Consider the following 19,347-nt stretch of genomic DNA (forward strand, 5'->3'; position numbering starts at 1 on the left):
GCCGAGTTCAGTGCTTACTCGTCGCTGGACTCGGCGTTGATGCTCTCGGAATGGAAGCTCTCCAGCTCGACCGTGCGATCGGCGATGAGCTTGGACACCGCCTCGGTGAACAGAGCGGTCGAAGTCCCCTTTTCGCCTTCGCCGAAGTAGAACTGCCTCAGGTCGCGTCGAGCCCCTGCCGCGGTGTCCTCTGTGAGCATCTCTGTGAGCATCGTCTCGACGCCTCTGATCGTCGACGCGTTGATGACGGGGGTCGCACGACTGATGGGTGCTTCGGCGTTGAGCTTGCAGATGTCGTTTCGACGATCGGTCAGTGCGAGCGGCTTGTCTGGCTGCAGATAGAGGAAGTCGAGCCCGACGCTGGAGATATCTGTGATCAGCAGATCGACGGTGTCGAACATGGCGAGGATGTCGCCCTGCATGAGCACTTGGTGTTGCAGAGTCTCATCAGCAATGGATGCGTTCGCTGCTTCAATGAGTGCGAGAATTCGAGCATTCGCCTCGGCCATCACAGGATCGTTCGACGCTTCGACTCTGGGGTGGGGTTTGTAGATCACGCGAGAGTTGGGGATCTGAAGAGCGGCCTCGACGATCTGGGGCCCGAAGAGGTCGACCGAGGAGTAGTTGTTGGAGTCGTTCTCTCCTTCCCACGTGGGCGCGTACATGATGGTGCGCGCCGGTGAGGGATCGAGTTCGAGGGGCCTCTCGATGTCCAACTGCGGCCGGCCGATCTTGACCAGCGCGGACTCGTCGAAATCGATGAGGGCTCTGCGGTGTCGCTCGATCGCTGCATTACCGGCGACGAAGACTTTGTCATAGGACTTGGCCTGGTTCGAGACCATGCTCAGTTTGTCGGATTCACCGTGATTGACGTGCACGTGAACCATCGGGGCGAAGCCCAGTGATTGGAAGTTCGTCATTCCATTGTTCACGTACAGGGCTAGCTTGAAATCGTTGGCGTGATAGAAGGTGTGCAGGGGATCGAAGCGCCTCTTGAACACCATAGGCAAGTGAGTCATCTCCCGTGCCTGCAGAAGGGCTGAACCTTTTCGCAGGACAAGGACGACTCTGTGCTTCTTGTGCAGTTCTTCCAGTACCGGGAGCCACTGTTCGAGCTGGTAGAACTTGGAGCTGCGGTCTCCGAAGTAGACGACCACTTCACCGGTGGCGTAGCTGCCGTCGAACTCGTCTTCGAGCCGGTTCCACCGTTCGGTGCCTCTGATCCACTTGCTTGTTGCCTTCCAAGCAGGCGATTGCACGGCCCAGAGAGCTGTATTGCGGAGCAGACTCTTCACAGTGTCCCTTTCGAGATGGACTTAGGTTCTTCTGCAGTTCGAGAAGCAGTTCTGCGTCCAATAGTACGGGCAACCAGTTTGACGGATGCTGGACGGACTTAGTCGCGCCTTCTAAGACTGACTGGAGCCGCATCCTCAGCTGGTAAGACGTTCCAAATGTCACTATTCGCGGACACGATCGATCATCTGTCGGTATTGTCGCCGACGATGCAAACGCGTGACTACAGGCTGGACAAGGCCAAAGGCATTCTCATCTTCCTTGTGGTACTTGGACACCTGCTTGAAGGGATCTCCGGCTGGGGTATGGGATACAGCCGTGGCCTGCTGACAGCAATCTATTCATTCCACATGCCGGCATTCGTCCTTCTGGCGGGTATGACGGCAAAGTCTGATCGACTGGGAGAACGCACTCTTACGTTCGCTGTGCTCGCCGTGGCGACTCAGCCCATCTACTTCTACTGGTCAGAGTTATTCGGAGTCGAGCCCGACCTTGAGATTACCGAACCGTATTGGATCACGTGGTTCCTTCTCGCAATGGTTTGGTGGACGCTTGCGCTACCGCTTGTCGAGCGGTTTCCTACTCCGATGCTGTGCCTTTCCCTTGCTGTCGGAATCTTCGGCGGAATCCTGCCGGCCCTCGACTACGAACTTTCCATCGGCAGGACCATGACCTTCTTCCCGTTCTTTGTGCTCGGGAAGCTCTATGGAATACGGATGTTGAACTGGGCGGCACAATTGAGGGCATGGGAGAAAGGGGGACTGACTGTCTTGGCAGCGTTGACGATAGCGGTTCTCTACCTGAACGACCTCGACAAGAAATGGTTCTACGGTGCGCGGGGATTCGAGTTCCTGGACTCGGCGATTCCCTACGGTGTGGGAGTCAGGGTCTGTATCGCTACCAGCGCGATATCGACGATTGCAGTGTTGTTCGCCTGGTCCGAACATCTGCCAAAATTTCTTGTTGCAACAGGCCAACGTAGCCTGGCGATCTACATCATTCACGGACTCCTCGTTCGGGCATTTGAGGGCAGTCTCAATTTGATGGTCGACAAAACAAACGGCTCCGTGACGATCGCGCTCTGTATAGTCGTCGCCGTGGCGATCACGCTGTTACTCTCATGGTCGCCGTTGAATCGAGCGATTCGCTGGTTCAGCTCCACCCTTGCGAAACTTGTGATCCAAGGCGCGTCGGTCGTTGTGCCTACGGATCGCCAGGGCCGACATTGAGGTGGTGATTGCACAATTGCACCGATTCTCCGCCCCGCGGCAGTCCGCGGCGGCAGTCAAGAAGCCGAGGCTGTTAGGCTATTGCCGTTGCGAACGGTTGAACGTGTTGAGTCTAGAAGGTGAAGCCCGCAAGGGTAAGGGGAGCGTGTGTCCGAAGAATTAACGATAGTCGACATCACTTGGGAGCGAGTGAATCTGCGGTTCCTCGTCAACTTTTCAGGTGGGGCGGTTGACTCCTTTTACCTCACGTCGAATGCGAATCCCGGCCAGACGTTGCTCCCGGTACAATTCAAACCGGTCGAAGGAGACCGATATGAGCTGACAATCAACGTCACCCAATTCAACCGCCGTGCGCAGGTGCCGAACGGTACGTACTTCCTGGTGGCCCTGCGTCGGGGACGGCTTCACCCAGCGAATTTCCCACTTGCTCGCGTCGGCGAATTGGATGACTGCTCGCGTGCATTCGTCTACAACAAGAACCGATCGGCTTACACTGTCACCTTCGGCGTTTCGGACGACGACAACGCGCCATTCTTCCTGATGCGTACCTATGCTTTCGGCCGATCGGCAGGAAAGCCTTCTTCTCGAGTCGCCAAGATCAAGTCGAAGATGCGCAAGAAGTGGACCAACACGAAGCGCAAAGCACTTCGCGAGGTCTATCAAGTCGCCTCCAGGAGGAGGCCCGCTGCAGGCAACAACATTCTGTTTGCTTCCGAGGCAAGACCCAATATGCAGGGTAACCTCAAGGCGGTTCATGACAGGATGATCGAGCGGGGCCTCGACAAGGAGTTCAACTTCGGATACTCGTTCCGCACCGGTCGGACCAGTTCTCGACAGAACGCCCTCAACCTCGCGTGGCAGATGGGCAAGGCGAACACTATACTGATCGACGACTATTTCGCCGTACTCAAAGACTTGGGCGACCGAAATCAACAGAAGATCATTCAGCTGTGGCACGCCGGAAGCGGTTTCAAGTCGGTTGGATACAGCCGTTTCGGGCAGTATGGATCGCCGAATCTTCGAAATGCGCATCGACTGTATTCATATGCAATCTGTGGATCACAGCATCTGCGGGATGTCTACAGCGAAGCCTTCGGCATCGAACGAGATTCGGTGTTTGCCACCGGACTGCCACGAATCGACGGATTTCTCAGAGAAGGCCGCGCCGAAGAGGTTCGTACCGATTTCGAGACTCAATTTCCGACTACAAGAGGAAAGCGCAAGATCCTCTGGGCACCGACTTTCCGCGGTCGAGGATCGGGCGACGCTCACTACGACTACGACATCATCGACTTCCAGAGACTGTACGCAGCTTGTGGCGACGACACTGTCGTACTTTTCCGCCAACATCATTTCATCCCGGACCCGGCACCTATCCCGCCGGAGTACGGCGACCGTTTGATTGATGTCGAATCGTGCCCGGACACGAATGATCTGCTGCTGATCTCGGACGTGCTGATCACCGACTATTCCTCGGTAATCTATGAGTATTCGTTACTCGAACGTCCGATGATCTTTTTCGCCTATGACCTGGAGAACTATTCAGCGACAAGGGGCATGCACAGAGAATACGAAGAGGCCGCACCCGGAAGCATCGCAACAACCTTCGACGAACTCATTGAGCTCATCCAACGGCCCGCCCTGAGCGTGGAGAAGACAAAGGAGTTCGTACGTGAGAACTTCGACTACGTCGACACCAACAACTCAGACCGCGTCATCGACACGCTTGTGCTCTCGACTCCCGAAGTAGAACCCTCTGTTGGGAGTGAAATCAGCTTCGAAGAGTTGATCGCGCAGGATGAAGCGCACGCACAGGGCGCATCGCAATACGAAGAAGAACCGGCGAACTCCGGTGACGACGAGTCCAACACAGACAACGCCGAAGAAGAAGATGAGGAAGCCGAATGGCAAACATCGCGCTAGTGTTCGCAGGCGGAGTTGGGGCCAGAATGGCCAACAGCTCCAGGCCGAAACAGTTCTTGGAAATCCACGGACGCCCAATCATCGTCCATACCTTGGATGTGTTTCAGCAGCATCCCGATATCGACGCGATCGCTGTCGCCATACTCCCGGAGTTCCGGGAGTATCTTGAACGACTCGTCAAGCGGTATGAGCTGACGAAAGTGCAATGGATCGTGGATGGAGGCTCGACGGGGCAGGAATCGCGCCACAACGCGCTGAAAGTCATTTCGGAAAGCAATGATCCAGACAGCCTCGTACTCGTCCACGATGGCGTCCGCCCGCTGATCGACGCAGATCTGCTGACTCGCAACATCGAGACCGCTTTGGAGTTCGGGTCCGCAGTCACGTGCACGAAGATGACAGAGACAGTTGTCGTCGAAGAAGGCGAGGGAATCAAAGATGTCATCCCGCGCGATCCGTTGTGGACGGCACAAGCCCCTCAGACATTCCGTCTCAAAGATGCTCTATCGAGCTACGATCGTGCAGTAGCTGAAGGCGAACACGACTCGATTGACACCTGCACGCTCATGCACGGCTACGGGTACGACATCCGCAGAGTGGAAGGGCCGCGCACCAATATCAAGATCACGACCGCTTCCGACTACTATATCTGCCGTACCTTCCTGACGCTGATTGAGGATCGGGAGGCATTCGGTGGCGAATGATGTTGTGCTGTTTGACTCGCCGGTATTCCTCGAGGACACCAGAGCCATTGCTCAAATGGACCTGCCCTGGGACAGCTACCGGGGGCAGAACATCCTTGTGACTGGTGCCTCGGGGATGATCCCGATGTACATCGTCGGTGCTCTTCTCGCCGCAAACGACGTACATGATCTCGGGTTGCGTGTGACCGGGACGGTGCGCAATCCCGCAAAAGCGGAAAAGCGGTTCGGAAGTGCTCTCGAGCGAAGTGATTTCACGCTACTCAAGAGCGACGTGATTGATCCGCAAGAGTTTGCGGAACCGTTCGATACTGTCTTCCACGGCGCTTCACCCGCACGACCGTCATTGCACAAGAGCTCTCCTGTCACGACGCTCAAAGCAAATACATTGGGCACATTGAACCTGCTGGATGCTCAGGTGGCCGCCGGCGGTGGGTCGTTCGTCCTGTTGTCCTCCTCAGAGGTATACGGCGCCGTGGATGCAGACCGGCTCATTTCCGAAGAGTCGACGGGTAAGCTCCAACACTTCGCTCCCAGGGCAAGCTATTCGGAAGGCAAACGGGTCGCGGAGACCGCGTTGGCTGCTTACTCGGCAGAGTTCGGTATCAAGGCCCTCAGCCTTCGATTCGGCCACATCTTCGGCCCAGGAATGGCACTTGATGATGGTCGCGTTCAAGCAGACTTTCTGTCCGACGTGGTCAATGGCAGAGACATCAGAATGATGAGCGCCGGTGCCGCGATGCGCACTTACACATATGTCGGTGATGCTGTCGCAGGGCTGTTCTTCGCCCATCTCCTGGGCGAAGAAGCCGTTTATAACGTAGCCGATCCGGATGGGAATGTCACCATTCGAGAGCTTGCACAGATATATGTTAATGCGCGACCGGAGGCTGGACTCAGCCTGGCCTTTGACAATCAGGATGACAGCGGAGCGTTTTCGCCTGTGGCAGCCCTGGGCCTCGCAGCTCATAAGTTGGAAGGGCTGGGCTGGAAACCAACTAACAGTCTTGCCGAGGGGGTTTCAAGAACGATACGTTCATTTGAAGACGGGCCGCTGATTTAGGTCGTACTTATGCTACTTTTCTGCCCATCTGCTGAAATTCAGCTTCCTTCGGCGACGTTTCGCAAGCTACCAGATGACCACGTGTTCTGTAAGTTCGTTTAGGTAGTCCGGTCCACTACTATTATGTAGCGGACCATTGCAGGGAGTTCAGTCGCGGGGCTACCTTCGAACTATTGGCAACATCTTGTCCAGGAGCCGGACGAGGCGCGAAGCTGGTTCCCAGGCAGCAACCATCACGACTTTTGCTCCGTCAACTGTCTGGATTATGGGCAAAGTATCGTGGTCATGGAACAGATATCGCTCTGTCGCCGGGGCGGTAAGCGTCTCCTTCTTGTTTCGGAACGTGCCGTCGGTGCAGTACCAACGAGGTTTGCCGTCTATCCTCACTCGCATTCGCCATCCCACAAAACGCTTGCCCTTCAAGGCAAACCTAGGTGGGTGCAGCTGTTGAAACCCGTCGTTCTTCCACCGTTTGTCGTCGCGCATCTCAAACGCTCCGCTCTTCAACTTGTGAAGGGTCCGGTGAGGATCACTTCCGGGGTCTTTCGTGGAAAAGCTCGCAACGGCGTTTGGGGAACCGCTGTGATAGAAGACGTAGAATTCCTTTTGGCCCTCGCTACCACTAGCTTCTTGCAAGAGTTCAGGGGTCACAAAATCCGTGCAGATCGTATCGATCCCGGAACGGAGAAGAGCATCGGCTAGGGGAGCATCCTTCTCAACCGTGTAGCCAAGAATATAGAGCCCAGCTGCCTTAATCTGTTTGATGATGCTTTGTGTTACAAGACCCCAGCGAAGCGCGAGCGCGCAAATACCGGTATCTAGGCAATAGGTAATTGCACTATCGAGCCGTTCCATCTTCATTCCCAGCAGGTATTGGTAGTGTTGGAACTGGTAGACAGAGTCGATATCTTTGTGCATTTGCGCGGAGTGAACCTGAATGAGCAACCTACTGAGCGCTTCGTCATCGTGTTGGAAATCATTTAGCAGCGACTCAATACGCTTCTTGGCATCCTCGCCGACTACTCGGTGGAAATCGATTTCAAAAGTGAATTGGGGATGGTGTCTGACGATCTCATACAGTTGCCGCCCATCCATGACCGGTTCGCCGGAAACGGTCAAACTCATGACTCTTTCGTAAGTCATCTCAGCGATGTTTTCGAGCTTCTGAGTGTCCGAAGTTGTGATCCGCGGACTCGACGCGATCAATCGCTCGTCGAGGGTGTAAGAGAGGTCGACTTCAAAGTATGTATGTTCATTCTCGAGCGAATGTTCGAAAGCTGCGCGAGAATTGGTGTAAGTTGTATTCCTGAAACCTCCGAGTGCGTGGGCCATGAGCCTGTTCGAAAACATTCTCGACCCGCAGTTTGCGCTATGGCCATCGGAGGATACCCATTGAGCCTCGAGCACGGTGTTGTTGCCGATTGGCATGTTCAACTCGGACATGTCTTGGTTCGGTTGAACGAGTACCTTCTCCATATCCTCGGATGTCTCTTGCCAACCGCTCCTTTGGGTCAGCCACATCCAGGTGTCGGCGACTCTCTTGCGGACATGGAAACCGACCAGCTGACCTTCTTTGTGGGAGAAACCATTGATGACCAGGTTGTCGCTTGGCTCGTCCATAATCGGTTGAAGAGCCACGTACTTTCTACTCCCAGATCCAGAGCTCGAATAGAAGCCTTGGATACCTCTGGCAGCGAACTCTTTCGCATAGTTATGAGAGGTAGCCCCATTCCCCTCGTAGACGATATATCCGGAAGTCGGCCATTTCGACGGCATGTTGTCAGCGTCATGCGATTTTGCTCCGACACTCTCCGGGGCACATCCGAACCCAGGTTCTGCTTCATTCCTGTCGTCTTCGATCGGTCGCAAAATTTCCTCGCGTTTTGAGTCTCAACTAGTGCTGGTCCGGTACAGATGTGTTCATTTCGGGAGCAAATGGACACAGATGTCAATCCGTATAACTCGCCAGTGAGTACGGAAGCGTCGATTGTTTCATACAGAAGTCGTTATCGCAACCTGTGCTTGTTCTGAGTCAGCCGCACAGCGCATGTCGATAGCATCGAACTCCGTCTGTATATTGGTATTATAGATCGACGAGCAGAGAATAGATTATAGACAAAGCTTGTGCTTTATGAATGGTTCGGTATTATGAAAGTTTAGGCGTAAAGTGGTCAGTCATCATGATTTGTTGCAGCGCGCAAGCTGAAATTACCCGGCTCTGTCCTATAGGCCTCTAGCCCTGACGGCAATCGCAACCCGGCAAACTCGATGTTGCTTGCTGGAATTCGATATTCACGCACCGATGTTCCATCGTTCATTCTCGTGAACGTATCGATTGTCTGCGGTGGTACGCGTTCCAAGAGTTCCAAAGGTATCTGGAAGCGCGCCACGATTGTTGACCGACGGCGAAACACTCCCCGCCTGTCGACGCGAAGCGTTCCGGGAACGCGTAAGCGCAAATTACTGTTCCTGCCACGAAAAGACATAAAGGCTTGTGTGGCTTCTATATCCTGTTTCCGGAGTCGGGAATCTGAAGTGAATCGGATGTCGATGGTCGATCGTCCATTCCAGGATGGGCCAGATAAAGGCTCCGCGAGGAGAGCTTCGGTCAGTTCGATGTGATGTGTAGACAGGACAGCACGACGATGTTCGGTCTTGTGTTGCCATATCGCATCGATTGCCTTGGCCCACTGGGCGGCAATGCTCGGCCCCTCAAACTCAGCAGCACGTTCCCGCGCAGCGGTTCGCATCACGCTCAGTTCAGCACGGTCCATCGTCCGCAGTCGCTCCACGTACCGGGCGATCCCGCGGATGTCGCCATAAGGAACCAGATAGCCATCGATTCCATGAGAGATGATCGAACCAGGACCGTACGGGACGTCATAAACAATCGGTATGCAGCCGCATGCCATGCTTTCGACGATTGATAGGCCGAACGCTTCCTGCCTGGTCGGCAGGATGGAGAAGGAGGCGCTTTTGAATTCCTGGTAGACGCTATCGGTGTACCCTGGGAACAATATTTGGTCGCCTATCCCCAGGTCTGCAACCCGTTGCTGTAGTCGATTCAAGTCAGAACCGGTTCCAAATACCGATAAAACCGTTGTATCCTCTGACTCAGCGTTTGCGTTGGCCAATTGGATTGCGCTGATGGCGTGGTCAATATTCTTCTCTTTAACGATTCGACTGACCACAATGCCGGAAGTGATGCGATGTTCGTCGTCTTCGGGAGTTCCTTCTGCCGGGTCGACGATATTACCGATAGTCCAAAAATTGCTTGAATCACCGATTAATTCTGCCGCGGCATCTGCAAGGCTCTGCGATGGGAAGACGTTGGCATCGAATACGTCAGCTCGTTCCAGCGACTCCACGTGTCGTTGCGACAGCACCCCGAACCCGACGTCGTCGACGGATTCTGCGTGATTGCTGTGAAAGTATTTTATTAAAGCACTCTTCGGGGAAATGTATCCGAGTTTGGATATTGAATTTGCAATGACAGGGCTGTCGACAACTATTGCGGAGCGTCCCCTCCCGAGCACTTTCACCAGCAGCCATGCGAACATGTCTGGCATGGTTTGCCAGGTTTTGAGAATTTCTTGATTAGGTCCTAAAAGTGCTATCTTTCGGCGAGACTTCGGGCCCGACTTCTTGACGTCACTGACGAATCTTGTGCCGTCTTCACGTAGGTAGTCGACCGCCTCGATTGTGGAAGTGCCAGGACGGAATCGCTTTATCCGGCGTAACCCACTATCCATCACGCTCACTTCCTCTGAGTCCGTCTGACGTTGACGGAGTGGCTTTTTGCGTTCCCAGTCAGGGAACAGATCCGCTGGTGGTGTACGTACTGCATCCGACAGAATTTCCCACATGTTCGTAACTCGGATTTGCGTTGCCAGTCGTCCAGATTCCCGCAGGCGTTTTTCGATCGCGACCATGCCTGGTTGGAACGTATACGTAAGAAGATCTATTGGCATCTCATAGTGCACTGCGAACGCCTTCGCGCGCCTCAGCATTGCCTGCATTCCTCCGCCAGCTTGGTTGCTAAGGCTCGGCCGAATTAAGTAGTGATGCTCCGGTATGAAATGCACGGTTTCTAAATCATCCATTAGTCCTCGATTTTAGTGACGGAATTAAACGGAGGTTCTGGATTGTGATCAGTGAAAAGATTGTCTGGTCAGCGTTGATTCCGTCCGATTATTGAGCGCAGCTTGCGATAGGAGCGAGCGGCAACCGTTCGACGTTGGGTCCCCTCTGGTAGCAGCCGATCGGTGATTCGGTCCACAGCGTGTGCCATGGTAGGAAGGGCAATCTTGGCATCCGCTGGAGGTGTCCATTTATCTGCCGTTGTTGTTGTGTGTTGGCCGGCCATCGAGGCAATCGCTAGTTCGTCGATCGACAGGTCAGCGGCGAGGAACACTCGGTCAAAGTGGGCATTGTCCAGGCGGCGGCGGTATTCCCGTTGGAAAATCTGCTTGACGGTGTTGTCCTTCTCCACTCGCAGCTGCGTTTTGTCGAAGTCAAGATAATATCCACTTGCGAATTCGTTGTAGGAGTCCAGTTCCTCCGGCAGGATCAGAGGTGGTTCGGTCTCGTAAGAGTAAGTTGATAGCGCATCCCCGAATTGTTTAATTTTTCTCAGGATGGTTTTCTCGATGGGTGCTTTTCGGTCGATTACGAGCACTGTCTGCTCCGAGGGGGACGCCGCTGACTTCAGCAGCGACCTTAGGAAGTTGTCTGCGCGAGGACCAGGGAGCAGTTCACCGGCCCAGAACGCGGCCGTCTGCCGACCGTCACGCGCCGTGCGAGTGGGACGGTCGTTTGCTTCGTCTTTGATCAGGAAGTCGGCCGCTCGCTTCGAAGAAAGCCCGTCTTCGGACGGGCAGAATCGCGCTCGCGCTTTCCTGTAGCTGTCGCCTTGTACGGGATTGGCGATTGCATTGGCGTAAGTGTCGAAGTCCTTCAGTTCCGATGCAGCAGTGGTTACTGCCTCCGCAAGCTGACTGCGGGTCAATGCGACAGCACCGGGCAATTCCTTGGTCTCCAGGTTGATACCGCGATTTTTGGCATAATCGTCGAGGTCATAAAGATAATGCACTACCGGCAGGCCCGTAGGTAAAAAGTCGAAGAAGATGCTCGAGAAATCCGTGACGAGAATGTCGACAACGGTGAGGAGATCATTGGAGCTGATGTCATGCGGAGGAATGATGATGTCGCCTATTTCGTCACCGACTGAGGCATCTTTGATCATGCGGTCCATACGGTGATGTCCCCGATACATGAGTTGAACGTCTAGCTCGGCAAGCGTCCGAAGGTCGGCTATGAGTTGGTCGCTATCGACGACGTCTTTACCGCTTTCAGAGCGCCAAGTAGGCGCGTAAAGCACAACTGGTCTATGGTCACTGGGTGTTTGAGCTGGTTGTAAGCCCAGAGTGTTGCGTATCTCCTCGCGAGTGCCCGGGCTTGGAGATATGGTTCGGTCGACTCGGGGGTAGCCGAGTTCCGCGATAACGGCGTTCGACACTCCTGACATCGAATACGCCGAAATCGTCTTCTCCGTCGTGAACTCGCACGGGGTGAGGACGTGAGTTGCTTTTGTGAAAGTAGCGGTGCTGGCTGGGGCTCCGAACTTTGCCTTCGGCGTGCTTCTACCCAGGGCTTTGTACGGGATGCCGTGCCAAGTATTCATGTATTTCTGGGCCGGACGACGCGTGAAGAATCCCGGGAGATTCGCGTTGCAGACAATATAACCAGCAATGGCGAGGAAATAAGTGTAGGAGCGAGTGTTCTGTCGAGCGAAGACGACGTCAGGGGTATTCCGGTACTGCTCGGGAATCGCTGTCAGAGAGTCGACTGACCATACATGTAGGAATTCGCCGTACTCTGGGTGCGAGCGCAGGTGCTGAAAGATTCCGTATGGGTTGTCTCCCATCCGTGCGCCGGACATCGTTTCATAGAAGATGACCGTCTTATTGACGGGATTGGCGGCGCTATCTCGAATGTACTGATTGCGTACTGATTCGGCCTTCGCATTCTTGCCAAGAGGTTTCGACCAGAAGGCATCCGTCTCTGCTTCATCGACGAGTTTCGCGTCGGGCAATGCCCCGTGAAGAAGAGAATTGTTGCTTGCCATCAGGAGAGATCCTTTCGCCGGTCGAATCCTCCCGAGTATATCTGACTGGTCTTGTGAACCGGCCGAGTCGGGAGGCCGGGTCTGCTGGCCGAACGAGCAGTGTCGAGCGGTTACGGAAACCTATCAATACTCAAGTTTTTCTTGCCAAAATCGCAACTCTTGTGCAGACTGTACGGGTGGTTACGGAAAGCAAAGGTGCTGGCAGCACGCAGACGTCTCTGGTCGCCCGTGTCCGCGACGCCATCAAAAACGCGGGAATCAACCACAGCGAAGTCGCCCGAAGGATCGGGCTCGACGCCAGCAAACTCTCGAAATCCCTGGCCGGAACACGGAAGTTTCGGGTCGAAGAGATCTCACGCATCGCCGAACTCACCGAGGTCAGCACCGATTGGATCACAACCGGGAGAACGGCGGGGCCGCCTCGACGAGGGAGGACCCCAACCGCCCCCGGGAACGTTCACATCGGATCGGCTCCCATCGAAGCATCAACCGATGGCACAGATATCCCGACGGTCCCCGGGCAGACCGACAATGGCCACACACCCGCAGTCGACCCCACTCAGGAATGGATGTCCAAAGGCACACGCAACCGGGTGAGGATCATCGCCGCGGCCTGGGAACTCTACGCCGACCTCGGCATCGACAAAGTCCGCACCGAGGACGTCGCCCGCACAGCGGGCCTGACCACCTCGGCGGTGAACTACCACTTCCGGACGAAAGACCAACTGCTGCAGGCGGCCCTGCGCTACTCCCTGGACATCATCGCCGAAACCCGCCAGCTCAACGACGGCGCCGACCCGCTTGCCGTGCTCCGTCATTTCGCCCGCCTCCACGCCGGAGTCGACGCGAAGATCCGACGGGTGTGGTCGATCTGGCTCCAATGTTGGGCTCGTGCCGTCACCGATGAGAACGCTCGTGCGAACCTCACCGCCGTCTACGGCGAGTGGTTGGACATGATCACCACCGTCATCGACAGCGGACAGCGCTCAGGAGTGATCCGCACCGGCGACACGTCGCTCATGGTCAAGTCGCTGTCGATCTTCATCGACGGACTCGGCGTAGCCCGCAGTACCGAACATATGCCCATCACCGACGATGAGGCCCTGATGATGCTCGAACACTACCTCTCCGCCCATATCCTCACCGACACCGCCTCCGATGGGGCTGCCCGCAACGCCGCAGCCACCGACGACACCCGAAACCCGCAGTCAGAGCGGGTCGCCACGGCCGGCCGACCCGAACCGACGTCCTAGGAAGAAGGCACATGAATACACCGAACCGAAGACAAGCGCTGGGAGCCGGACTCGCTGTGTCCGCGCTCGCCGGACTGAGCGCCTGTGGCGGCGGAACTGTCGGCGCTGCGGATGCCGGCAAGCCCGTCAAAGGCGGCACCCTGAGAGTGGGGATCACCGGCGGCAACTCCGCCGACACCATCGACGCGCACATCCCCGTCAACAACGGCGACGTCTGCCGATCCGTCAACCTCTACAACGCCCTCTACGGCTGGGACGACGACTCCCAGGTCGTGCCGCTGCTGGCCGAGTCGTTCGAGGCCAACGACGACTCCACCGTGTGGACGTGCACACTCAAGGAGGGCATCAAGTTCTCCGACGGCAAGCCGATCACCCCCGAGGATGTCGTCTTCAGCTTCAAGAGGATCACCGATCCGGACGACCCGAAGACCGCGGCGGCGAACTTCACGATGCTCGACAAGGTGGTGCCCACGGGGGAGCGGACGCTGGAGTTCCGCCTGAGCGAACCCAACGGCCTGTTCAATGATGCCGTGGCCGAATACACCGCCGGCATCGTCCCCGTCGACTACGACCCGGAGAACCCGGTGTGCTCCGGGCCGTTCAAACTCAAATCGTTCACCGCCGCCCAATCGACGGTGCTTGTCCCCAACGAGTATTACTTCGACTACGACAAGACGTACCTCGACGAGGTTGAGCTGCTGAACTTCAACGATGACGACGCACTCATCAACGCCCTCCTATCGACCCAGGTCGACGCGATCGCCGGCATCCCGCTGGCCCTCGTCGAAGTCATCGGTGCCGATGAGCGCATGTCCATCCTCAACTCGAAGACCGGCATGTGGCTGCCCTTCACCATGCGGGTGGACAAGAAGCCCTTCGACGATGTCAAGGTCCGACAGGCCTTCCGCCTCGTCGTCGATCGCCCGCAGATGATCGAACAGGTGCTCTCCGGCTACGGAACCATCGGCAACGACATGTTCGGTCCCCTGAGTGAGAACTACCCGAAGTTCCCGCAACGCAAGCGCGACATCGATAAAGCGAAGAAGCTCCTCGCCGAGGCAGGCTACCCCGACGGGCTCGAGGTCGAGCTCGTCACCGCCCCCATCCAATCCGGCGCGGTCGAAGCCGCGCAGGTCTTCGCCCAACAGGCCGCAGACGCCGGCATCACCGTGAAGATCCGCAAGGTCGATGCGACGACCTTCTTCGGCGACGAATACCTCAAATGGGACTTCGCTCAGGACTTCTGGTACACCCGCGACTTCATGCCGCAGGTCATCTCCTGTGCCCTGAGCGAGTCGCCGTTCAATGAAACCCACTGGGACGATGCGAAGTTCAACAAGGTCTTCGACAAAGCCCGCGCCATCCCCGATGCCGGGGAGCGGCGAGACTACGAACACGAGCTGCAGAAGATGCTCTACGACGAAGGCGGGTACATCGTGTGGGGCTTCGCCAACCAGGTCGACGCCTTCCAGAAGTACGTGGGAGGGCTCGTCCCGAACTCGACGGGACGGCCCCTGAGCGGTTGGAGATTCGACCGCGTGTGGATCGGAGAGGTGTGACATGTTCGGAAAAGTGATCGGCAAGCGGCTTCTCTTCTCCGCTTTCATTCTCATCGCAGTCTCCCTGCTCGTCTTCGGCGCGACCCTGCTGCTGCCCGGCGACGCGGCCCGAGCCATCCTCGGCCAGCAGGCCACCCCCGAGCGCATCACAGCACTCAACGAACAGCTGGGGCTCAACGATCCCGCGTGGCTGAGGTACTTCCACTGGCTGGGCGGGCTCTTCGTCGGAGACTTCGGAACCTCCTCGGCGACCGGGGGCTCGGTCTCCGCACTGCTCGGCGATCGGGTCTGGGCGTCCTTCGTCCTCATGGGGCTGGCCGCGATCGTCTCCGTGCCGTTGGGAATCGGACTCGGCGTCTACCAGGCCCTGCACCGCGGTGGCCGCCGCGACCAGGCGATGACCGGTGCCTCCCTCGTATTCGCCGCCATGCCCGAGTTCGTCATCGGCATCGGCCTCATCGCGATCTTCGCCACCTCGATGTTCCAGATCCTGCCGGCCGTGACCCTAGCCCCGCCGGGAGAACCGGTGTGGAACCGCCCCGAGCAGCTCATCCTGCCGACGTTGACGCTCATCCTCGTCGTCACCCCCTACATCGTGCGGATGATGCGGGCGACGATGATCGAAGTCCTCGACTCCGGCTTCGTCGAGATGGCCCGGCTCAAGGGCGTCCCGGAGAAGCGGGTGATCCTGCGCCACGCCGTGCCCCACGCGCTGGGTCCCGTCGCGCAGGTCGTGGCGATCCAGCTGGCCTGGCTGGCCGGCGGCGTAGTCGTCGTCGAGTTCCTCTTCCGGTACCCGGGGCTCGGCCAAGCACTCATCGACGGCGTGACCTACCGAGACGTGCAGGTCGTCCAAGCGATCTCCATGCTCGTTGCCGCCGTCTACGTCGTGGTGAACCTGGCGGCCGATGTCGTCGGCATCCTCACCAACCCGAAACTGAGGAGCGCAGCATGAGCACCGATGCTAACAGTCTCGACGACCTCAAGTCCGCGGCCACCGACGCCGCCGAGGTTCCCAAGGAATCCCAGACCACCTACGTCCCCTTCTACAAACGCGTGCTGGCGCAGAAACAGGGCAAGATCGGCCTGACGATCACCCTCGTCATCGTCGTCCTCAGCCTGTGCGGGCCGCTGCTGCTGCCCTGGGCGACGGGCAACACCGCCACCGAGTTCGTTACGAAGCCCTTCAGCCCCTACGGTCTGTTCGGTTCGGACAACCTCGGCCGTGATGTGCTCTCACGCTTCCTCGCCGGCGGTCTGACCCTCATCGTCTACGGAGTCCTCGCCACCGTCCTCGGCATGGTCGTCGGTGCGATCATCGGCATGCTCGCCGCCTATGTCGGTGGCAGGTTCGATGCCGTGATCATGCGTCTCAACGATGTCATCCTCGCCATCCCGCAGCTCGTGTTCGCCCTCTTGGCGATCACGGTGCTCGGTCCGCAGGGTTGGGTGCTCGTGACCGTCATCGGTCTCACCCACGCCCCGCGCATCGCCCGTGTGGCGAGGTCCGCGACCCTGGGCGTCATCACCGAGGACTACATCAAGGCCGCGGAGATGTATGCGATGCCCCGGTGGAAGGTGCTCATCCGTGAGCTGCTGCCCAACATCACCGGGCCCTTGAGCGTTGAGGCCGGGCTGCGCCTGACCTATTCGATCGGCTATATCGCCTCCCTGTCGTTCCTCGGACTCGGCCTGCAGCCGCCGGCCGCCGACTGGGGGCTGATGATCAACGAGAACCGGATCGCCCTGTCCATCCAACCCTGGGGTGTGCTGCTGCCGGTCATCGCGATCGCTCTGCTGACCATCGGCACCAACCTGCTCGCGGACTCCTTCGCCCGAGCCACCGCATCGACATCCGTGGAGGCATGATGAGCCCGAAGACACAGACCGTTCGCCACGACGATGCGAACGAACCGAACGAGAAGATCGTCCTGCGGGTGACCGACCTCAAGGTGGTCACGAACGCCGGCGATGAGATCCTCCACGGCGTCGACTTCGCCCTGTCCCGAGGTGAGATCCTCGGCCTCGTCGGCGAGTCCGGATCCGGTAAGACCACGGCCGGGCTCGCCTGCATGGGCCACTTCCGTGAGGGACTGAAATTCGGGTCCGGGTCCGTGAGCATCTGGCCGCGCGGTGACGCCACCGCTGTGGAGGTCCTCGACCTCAGCGAGGTGGCCGTGCGTGATCTGCGCGGATCCCGGATCGCCTACATCCCCCAGGACCCGGCACTCTCACTCAACCCGGCGATGCGGGTGGGCGAACAGATCCGCGAGGTCCTCGACATCCACGGCTTCGGGTCCTCGGAACGCGAGAGAACCGACCGCGTCGCCGAGGTGCTCGTCGACGTCGGGCTGCCTGGCGACAAGACGTACCAGAAGAGGTGGCCGCACCAACTCTCCGGCGGTCAGCAGCAGCGCATCGGCATCGCCATGGCCTTCGCCATGTATCCCGATGTGCTCATCCTCGACGAGCCGACCACCGGCCTCGACGTGTCCACGCAGTCGGTCGTCCTCGACACGATTCGACAGATGACGGTGGCGAACAACGTCGCCGGTCTCTACATCACCCACGACCTCGCGGTCATCAAGGACATCTCCGACCGGGTGGCCGTGATGCTGCGCGGCGATCTCGTCGAAGAAGGGCCCGTGTCTGCGGTCCTCGATCACCCGCAGCATGAGTACACGCAGATGCTCATGTCCGCGGTGCCCGACCTCGACGGTCGGAAGACCATCGGCGACGGTGCCGCCGAGGCGAACAAACCGTCCGAGGACGATGACCAGACGCACATCCTCGTCTCAACGGGGGAGAAGCCCAGCCCCGGGGGCACGGATTCGGAGGGATCCGAATCGGACGGTGGGGCCGCCTCGGCGACAGCACCCCTGCTCGAGGTCAAGGACATTGCGCTCGCCTACGGGAAGGCACAGATCCTCAACGGGATCAACCTGACGCTGGAACCGGGGGAGTGCACGATGCTGCTCGGCGAATCCGGGTCGGGCAAGACCACGCTGTCACAGTGCGTGGCCGGACTCAACGACGACTACACGGGGTCGGTGAAGCTGCGAGGCACGGAGCTGGAGCGATCGACGCGCAAACGCTCGAACGAGCAGCGGGTGGGCATCCAGTACGTGTTCCAGTCGCCGTTCTCCTCGCTCAATCCGCGGCGCTCGATCGGGCAGTCGCTGACGGTGCCGTTGGAGATGAGCGGTGAGGGCACCGCGGCGAGTCGGAAGGCCGTCGTCGAGGAAGCACTCGATTCAGTGCGGTTGGGCCGGTCGTTCTACCACCGTCGTCCTGGTGACCTCTCCGGTGGTGAGCGTCAGCGGGCCGCGATCGCCCGTGCTCTGGTCAACGCGCCGTCGGTGATGGTCTGTGATGAGATCACCTCGGCACTCGATGTCAGCGTGCAGGCGTCGATCGTCGCACTGCTGCGGACCCTGCGGGAAGAGCGGCAGCTGGCGATGCTCTTCGTCACCCACAACATCGCGCTGTCGAGGCACATCGCCGACAACCTCGCGGTGCTCAACAAGGGCAAGATCGTCGACTACGGGCCGACGGCACAGGTGCTCGAGAACCCAACGCATGAGTACACGCGGGCGCTGATCGCCGACGTGCCGAAGTTCTGAGGGGCGAGCGGGAGGGGCGGCCTATTGGCTTCGTAGCCGAGCCTCAGTCGGATAGCTCATGTTTGGACTAGGGCAGCCCCTCCGCCGGCTACGCCGGACCATCGGTGTGCCGCACTCGGCTCAGATAACCGCGCCGGGTGCAAGTCGGGTCCGATCAGCGGCCGGTGCGGTGCTGGAACAACCGACGCGTTACCCGTCGTACGTACCCCGCGAGTCGAGTCGAGAAACGTCGATTGATCTCTGTCTGAAGTTCTGCGTTCCGCTGAGTGAGTGACTGCACTTCTGATGAGAGTGACTCCACCTCTGACGAGAGGGAGTCAACCTTCTTTGTGAGCGTGCCTATCTTCGTACGATTCTTGCGCCCTGATGTGAACTGCTTGAGGTAGGCTCTCTCGACTTTCCCCAGTTTATGGCGAAGGTCGAACTCATCCGTATCAATGATCTGCGACCTAGCCTCGGGATTTCATGATTAGGGGCGTCCAGGTCCCGGACAGAGAGAAGAAAAGTGCTCCTGACCAGGGATAATGATGTTTGCGACGACATCAATATTCTCTGGAAAAGGAGCACTCTCAGAGT

The 19,347-nt window shown here is 58.0% G+C and carries 13 protein-coding genes; 9 read left to right on the forward strand and 4 right to left on the reverse strand.

Features of this window, described 5'->3' with window-relative positions:
• Window positions 1-14: 14 nt before the first annotated feature.
• The gene (locus ACPUD7_RS13030; protein WP_425120146.1) at window positions 15-1,295 is read right to left on the reverse strand and encodes a CDP-glycerol glycerophosphotransferase family protein; all 1,281 of its coding nucleotides are present in this window, start codon (window positions 1,293-1,295) and stop codon (window positions 15-17) included.
• 156 nt (window positions 1,296-1,451) lie between these two features.
• Here ACPUD7_RS13030 and ACPUD7_RS13035 point away from each other — a divergent pair, with 156 nt between their 5' ends.
• The 4 genes from ACPUD7_RS13035 to ACPUD7_RS13050 all read left to right on the forward strand — a co-directional run bounded on the left by ACPUD7_RS13035 (window position 1,452) and on the right by ACPUD7_RS13050 (window position 6,209).
• A complete protein-coding gene (locus ACPUD7_RS13035) occupies window positions 1,452-2,522 on the forward strand; it encodes an acyltransferase family protein (protein WP_425120147.1) in 1,071 nt (356 codons plus the stop codon).
• A 147-nt stretch (window positions 2,523-2,669) separates the two neighbouring features.
• Window positions 2,670-4,445, forward strand: coding sequence for a CDP-glycerol glycerophosphotransferase family protein (locus tag ACPUD7_RS13040; protein WP_425120148.1), 1,776 nt, complete (start codon window positions 2,670-2,672; stop codon window positions 4,443-4,445).
• Window positions 4,427-5,149: an IspD/TarI family cytidylyltransferase gene (locus tag ACPUD7_RS13045; RefSeq protein WP_425120149.1), complete on the forward strand. Its 723-nt coding sequence runs from the start codon at window positions 4,427-4,429 to the stop codon at window positions 5,147-5,149. The genes ACPUD7_RS13040 and ACPUD7_RS13045 overlap by 19 nt, the downstream gene beginning before the upstream one ends.
• Window positions 5,139-6,209, forward strand: coding sequence for an NAD-dependent epimerase/dehydratase family protein (locus ACPUD7_RS13050; protein WP_425120150.1), 1,071 nt, complete (start codon window positions 5,139-5,141; stop codon window positions 6,207-6,209). The genes ACPUD7_RS13045 and ACPUD7_RS13050 overlap by 11 nt, the downstream gene beginning before the upstream one ends.
• 159 nt (window positions 6,210-6,368) lie before the next feature.
• Here the strand turns inward: ACPUD7_RS13050 and ACPUD7_RS13055 are convergent, their stop codons facing one another.
• The 3 genes from ACPUD7_RS13055 to ACPUD7_RS13065 form a co-directional block, all read right to left on the reverse strand.
• A complete protein-coding gene (locus tag ACPUD7_RS13055; RefSeq protein WP_425120151.1) occupies window positions 6,369-7,847 on the reverse strand; it encodes a glycerophosphodiester phosphodiesterase family protein in 1,479 nt (492 codons plus the stop codon).
• 533 nt (window positions 7,848-8,380) lie between these two features.
• On the reverse strand, window positions 8,381-10,312 hold the full coding sequence (locus ACPUD7_RS13060) for a glycosyltransferase (protein WP_425120152.1): 1,932 nt from the start codon (window positions 10,310-10,312) through the stop codon (window positions 8,381-8,383).
• Window positions 10,313-10,380: 68 nt separating this feature from the next.
• Complete coding sequence (locus ACPUD7_RS13065) at window positions 10,381-12,336, reverse strand: CDP-glycerol glycerophosphotransferase family protein (RefSeq protein ID WP_425120153.1); 1,956 nt, start codon at window positions 12,334-12,336, stop codon at window positions 10,381-10,383.
• A 176-nt stretch (window positions 12,337-12,512) separates the two neighbouring features.
• Here ACPUD7_RS13065 and ACPUD7_RS13070 point away from each other — a divergent pair, with 176 nt between their 5' ends.
• The 5 genes from ACPUD7_RS13070 to ACPUD7_RS13090 are packed head-to-tail and all read left to right on the forward strand — an operon-like array spanning window position 12,513 to window position 18,771.
• Window positions 12,513-13,589: a TetR family transcriptional regulator C-terminal domain-containing protein gene (locus ACPUD7_RS13070; RefSeq protein ID WP_425120154.1), complete on the forward strand. Its 1,077-nt coding sequence runs from the start codon at window positions 12,513-12,515 to the stop codon at window positions 13,587-13,589.
• Window positions 13,590-13,600: 11 nt separating this feature from the next.
• On the forward strand, window positions 13,601-15,148 hold the full coding sequence (locus ACPUD7_RS13075; protein ID WP_135540437.1) for an ABC transporter substrate-binding protein: 1,548 nt from the start codon (window positions 13,601-13,603) through the stop codon (window positions 15,146-15,148).
• 1 nt (window position 15,149) lies between these two features.
• Entirely contained in the window at window positions 15,150-16,103 is a 954-nt protein-coding gene (locus ACPUD7_RS13080) for an ABC transporter permease (RefSeq protein ID WP_425120155.1), read from the forward strand.
• Window positions 16,100-17,017 carry an ABC transporter permease gene (locus ACPUD7_RS13085; protein ID WP_425120156.1) on the forward strand — a complete coding sequence of 306 codons (918 nt, stop codon included), beginning with the start codon at window positions 16,100-16,102 and terminating at the stop codon, window positions 17,015-17,017. Before ACPUD7_RS13080 ends, ACPUD7_RS13085 begins: the two co-directional genes overlap by 4 nt.
• On the forward strand, window positions 17,017-18,771 hold the full coding sequence (locus tag ACPUD7_RS13090; protein WP_425120157.1) for an ABC transporter ATP-binding protein: 1,755 nt from the start codon (window positions 17,017-17,019) through the stop codon (window positions 18,769-18,771). Before ACPUD7_RS13085 ends, ACPUD7_RS13090 begins: the two co-directional genes overlap by 1 nt.
• Window positions 18,772-19,347: the final 576 nt, after the last annotated feature.

This window comes from Brevibacterium sp. FAM 24630, assembly GCF_049804075.1.
Taxonomy (GTDB): domain Bacteria; phylum Actinomycetota; class Actinomycetes; order Actinomycetales; family Brevibacteriaceae; genus Brevibacterium.

What these genes read in the sequence shown, in the direction of transcription:
- ACPUD7_RS13035 (WP_425120147.1), top strand. Translation starts at nt 1,452, where the DNA reads ATGTCACTATTCGCGGACACGATCGATCATCTGTCGGTATTGTCGCCG.
- ACPUD7_RS13045 (WP_425120149.1), top strand. Translation starts at nt 4,427, where the DNA reads ATGGCAAACATCGCGCTAGTGTTCGCAGGCGGAGTTGGGGCCAGAATG.
- ACPUD7_RS13060 (WP_425120152.1), bottom strand. Translation starts at nt 10,312, where the DNA reads ATGGATGATTTAGAAACCGTGCATTTCATACCGGAGCATCACTACTTA.
- ACPUD7_RS13065 (WP_425120153.1), bottom strand. Translation starts at nt 12,336, where the DNA reads ATGGCAAGCAACAATTCTCTTCTTCACGGGGCATTGCCCGACGCGAAA.
- ACPUD7_RS13075 (WP_135540437.1), top strand. Translation starts at nt 13,601, where the DNA reads ATGAATACACCGAACCGAAGACAAGCGCTGGGAGCCGGACTCGCTGTG.
- ACPUD7_RS13080 (WP_425120155.1), top strand. Translation starts at nt 15,150, where the DNA reads ATGTTCGGAAAAGTGATCGGCAAGCGGCTTCTCTTCTCCGCTTTCATT.
- ACPUD7_RS13085 (WP_425120156.1), top strand. Translation starts at nt 16,100, where the DNA reads ATGAGCACCGATGCTAACAGTCTCGACGACCTCAAGTCCGCGGCCACC.
- ACPUD7_RS13090 (WP_425120157.1), top strand. Translation starts at nt 17,017, where the DNA reads ATGAGCCCGAAGACACAGACCGTTCGCCACGACGATGCGAACGAACCG.